Here is a 4,206-nt window from a genome sequence, read left to right as displayed (position 1 = left end):
GGCGACCGGGGGAGTGATGACGCCGAAGAAAGCCAGCGCGGCTTTTTCGGCATGATCGGTTCGCGCATCGGCAAACCGCGCGGCGACGCCGCGATGAACCTGCACACCCGTGAAGCCCTGCTCCTGCTCCAGAATTATGAGGAAAGCGGCCAGGGCTGGTTCTGGTCGACCGACGCCAGGGGGCGGCTGACCTATATTACCGGTTCGGTCGCACGGCTGATGGGACGCACGACCGGTGCACTTCTCGGCACCGCCTTTACCGACCTGTTCCTGCCCGTCGACAGCCATGGCGAACGCCAGCGCACCTTGCCCTTTCTGCTCACCAAACAATCGAAATTCGAAGAGCTGCCGCTGCGCAGTGCGTTTGAGGGCGACGATCGCTGGTGGGCGATATCGGGCCGGCCGCAGTTCGACGGTAGCGGAGCTTTCACCGGCTATCGCGGCAGCGGGTCGGACATCACTGCGCAGCGCCGGTCGGCCGAAGATGCGTCGCGACTGGCGCTTTATGACTCGCTGACCGGGCTTGCCAACCGGTTCAACATTTCGAAAAAGCTCGACACGACGCTCGCGGCCTTTGCGCAGCAGCAGCGGTCGTGCGCGATCATGTTGCTCGACCTCGACCGCTTCAAGCAGGTCAACGACACGCTTGGCCATCCGGCGGGCGACGCGCTGCTGAAACAGGTCGCCGAACGCCTGCTCAAGATCGTCGGCGACAAGGAAATGGTCAGCCGCCTCGGCGGTGACGAATTCCAGATCATCCTTCCCGATATCGAGGATCGTGGAAAGCTGGGCGACATGGCAGCCGATATCATCGCCAGCCTGTCGCAGCCCTATTCGGTCGAGGGCAGCCGATGCATCATCGGTGCATCGGTCGGCGTCGCGATCGCGCCCTTCGACGGCCTTGGCAGTGGTGATCTCGTTCGCAATGCCGACCTTGCCCTCTATGCGGCAAAGGGCAACGGTCGCGGCCGCTTCGCATTTTATTCGAGCGACCTGCACCAGGCGGCCGAACAGCGCCGTGCGCTGGAGGATGATCTGCGCGACGCGCTGGCGCGCGGCGAGATGGAACTGGGATATCAGCCCGTGGTCCACTCCAGGTCGAACATGGTGACGGGGGTCGAGGCACTTGTCCGCTGGACGCATCCCGACCGCGGCCTGATCTCGCCTGCGGTGTTCATTCCGATCGCCGAGGAAGCCAATCTGATATGGCAGCTTGGCGAATGGGTGTTGCGTCAGGCATGTGAAGATGCGTCGCGCTGGCCGGGCGACATGCGCGTTGCGGTCAATGTCTCGCCGATCCAGTTCGCGAACCCGGACCTGCCGAAAATCGTCGCCAACGCGCTCGCGGCGACCGGCCTTGCTCCTGACCGGCTTGAACTCGAAATCACCGAAAGCGTGTTTCTTGGCGACTCCGCCGAAACGAGCCGCATGTTCACGGCGTTGAAGGGGCTGGGGGTTCGCCTTGCGCTCGACGATTTCGGCACCGGCTATTCGTCGCTCGGCTATCTGCAATCGGCGCCGTTCGACAAGATCAAGATCGACCAGAGCTTTGTCCGCGGCGCGACCGAGCCGGGCTCGCGCAACGGCGCGATCATCGCTGCGATCGTCGCACTGGCGGAAGCGCTGGAAATGGAAACGACCGCCGAGGGGATCGAATCGCTCGACCAGCTCGAACTGATCCGCAAGCTCAACGTCAGCCATGTGCAGGGTTATGTATACAGCAAGCCGGTGCCGCAGGACGAACTGATCGAGCATGCCGAGGCCGGGTCGTGGACGATCAAGCCTGCGGGCCCCGCGCGGCAGCGCAACGACCGTTTTTCGCTCTTCCGCAAGGTCGGTGCGGTTCACGACAATCACCGTTACAATGTCGTGATCCGCAACCTGTCGACGACCGGCGCCTTTATCGAGGGGATATTGGACGTGCCTGTGGGCACGCGTTTCGTCATCGATTTTGGCGAAGGGCAGCTTGTCACCGCGACCGTTCGCCGTTCGAAGAGGCATCAGCAAGGCGTCGAATTCGAACAGACGATGGTCAGCGACGGCAATGGCGGGCTGTGCACGCGCCACCGCGTTTCACCCTATCTGATCGCCGCCGCCGCGCAGCAGACGAACAGCGCACTCGCGCTCCCGTCGTTCACGACGACGAGCGACTGGAAGGCGGCCTGAAGGCCGGAACCGACCCCGGCCTGCGCCGTTCTTCTACCGAACGGAGAACAACATGGCCGAGACCAAAATCTTTGCGCGACTGAAAGCCGACCACGACCGCCATCGCGACCTTCTCGATCGGATCGACGAGACACAGGGCGACAGCGACGATCGTCGCTATCTATTCGAAGCGTTCCGCGTCGAGGTCACCGCGCACGCCGCTTCGGAAGAAATGTCGCTCTACGCGACGATGCTCGCGAATCCCGATTTGCGCGACGAGGCGCAGCACAGCGTAGCCGAGCATAAGGAAATCGAGGATTATCTGACCGAACTCTACGAGATGGATTTTTCATCGACCGGCTGGCTGACGCGCTTTCGATCGATGAAGGAACGCTACCTCCACCATATCGACGAGGAAGAGGAAGAGATGTTCCCGCAGGCGGAAAAAGGGCTGTCGGACGCGAAGAAGCGCGAGTTGATCAAGATATTCGAGAAGGAAAAGCCGAAGGAAAAGGCAAAGGCTGCCGAGGAGGAGCCATCGAGCGAAGAAGAGCGGGGCTGACCGCATTGCTCGACTTTTGACGCGCGTCCCGCCATAGGCGCGCGCCATGACCGACAGATTCGCCTTTACGATCGCCGCGACCGACGGCGCTGCGCGCACGGGCGTGATCCGGATGCAGCGCGGCGAAATCCGCACCCCGGCCTTTATGCCCGTCGGCACCGCGGCGACGGTGAAGGCCATGCGTCCCGCCGAGGTGCGCGCGACGGGCGCCGACATCATTCTCGGCAACACCTATCATCTGATGCTCCGCCCGACGGCCGAGCGCATGGCGCGGCTCGGTGGACTCCATAATTTCATGGGGTGGGACCGGCCGATCCTCACCGACAGCGGCGGTTATCAGGTGATGAGCCTCTCGGCGCTGACCAAGCAGAGCGAGGAGGGGGTCGCGTTCAGGAGCCATCTCGACGGCTCGCGGCACATGTTGACCCCCGAACGCTCGATGGAAATCCAGCGCCTGCTCGGCAGCGACATCGTGATGGCGTTCGACGAATGCCCGCCGAACGGCGTCGATGCCAAACGTGCCGAGGCGAGCATGGAGCGGTCGATGCGCTGGGCGGTACGCAGCCGTGCCGGCTTCGACGCGGGTGAGGAGCATGCGGTACGCTCGGCGCTGTTCGGTATCCAGCAGGGCTCGCTCGACCAGAACCTCCGCGCGCGCTCGGCGGCGGCGCTGACCGATATCGGCTTCGACGGCTATGCGATCGGCGGGCTTGCGGTGGGCGAGGGGCAGGCGGCGATGTTCGCGGTGCTCGATTATGCGCCCGGGCAATTGCCTGCCGACAAGCCGCGCTATCTGATGGGTGTGGGGAAACCCGATGACCTCGTCGGCGCGGTGGCGCGCGGGGTCGATATGTTCGATTGCGTGCTGCCGACACGGTCGGGACGGAACGGTCAGGCCTTTACCCGCGACGGGCCGATCAACATCCGCAACGCGAAATTCGCCGAAGACCAGGCGCCGCTCGACAGCGATTGCCGCTGTCCGGTGTGCACAACCTGGTCGCGCGCCTATCTGCATCATCTCGTCCGCTCGGGCGAGATGCTCGGCGCGATGCTGATGACGCAGCACAATCTGCATTTCTATCAGGATTTGATGCAGTCGATGCGCGACGCGATCGCCGCGGGCCGTTTCGCCACTTTCCATCGCGATTTCGACGCGCGCTACCGGCGCTGAATCAATCGAGCTTGCTCAGCAAATCCAGCAGCGATTGGGGAATCGTCTCGTCGACGGTCGACTCATAGGCACGGCGCAAGGCACCGTTTACGTCCTGCCCCCTGGCGGACGTTTTCTTCTCTGCATCCTTCCCGGAAGTCTCGCCGCGCGGCGTACCGGTCTTAGACGACATTATCGAGGCTTCCGCTGAGCATGGGACCTTTTGCTAACCGCGCGTACACCAAACTGCAATGGCGCGTTTGTTTCTTCCCCATGAAACCAATTTACGGCTAAATCGTTCCCTAAGGTCGAAATATATCGGACGCGGGGCGGGGCGGCGCAATGGAGC

General features: G+C 63.1%; 4 protein-coding genes. 3 read left to right on the top strand and 1 reads right to left on the bottom strand.

Annotated elements, in window-relative coordinates; genetic code table 11:
• From VGD20_RS19770 to tgt, 3 genes are all read left to right on the top strand, one after another.
• Nucleotides 1-2,166 (top strand): EAL domain-containing protein (locus VGD20_RS19770; RefSeq protein ID WP_331136087.1); only part of this gene is annotated, 2,166 nt, incomplete at its 5' end.
• A gap of 52 nt (nt 2,167-2,218) precedes the next feature.
• Nucleotides 2,219-2,707: a hemerythrin domain-containing protein gene (locus VGD20_RS19765; protein WP_331136086.1), complete on the top strand. Its 489-nt coding sequence runs from the start codon at nt 2,219-2,221 to the stop codon at nt 2,705-2,707.
• Nucleotides 2,708-2,753: 46 nt separating this feature from the next.
• A complete protein-coding gene (gene tgt, locus VGD20_RS19760; RefSeq protein ID WP_331136085.1) occupies nt 2,754-3,878 on the top strand; it encodes a tRNA guanosine(34) transglycosylase Tgt in 1,125 nt (374 codons plus the stop codon).
• A 1-nt stretch (nt 3,879) separates the two neighbouring features.
• Here tgt and VGD20_RS19755 read toward each other — a convergent pair whose 3' ends face one another.
• Nucleotides 3,880-4,050, bottom strand: coding sequence for a NepR family anti-sigma factor (locus VGD20_RS19755; RefSeq protein ID WP_331136084.1), 171 nt, complete (start codon nt 4,048-4,050; stop codon nt 3,880-3,882).
• Between the last annotated feature and the right edge of the window lie 156 nt (nt 4,051-4,206).

Source organism: Sphingopyxis sp. (assembly GCF_036402335.1).
Taxonomy (GTDB): domain Bacteria; phylum Pseudomonadota; class Alphaproteobacteria; order Sphingomonadales; family Sphingomonadaceae; genus Sphingopyxis.
The sequence above is the reverse complement of the archived record's forward strand: the minus strand, read 5'-3'. Positions and strand labels throughout refer to the sequence as shown.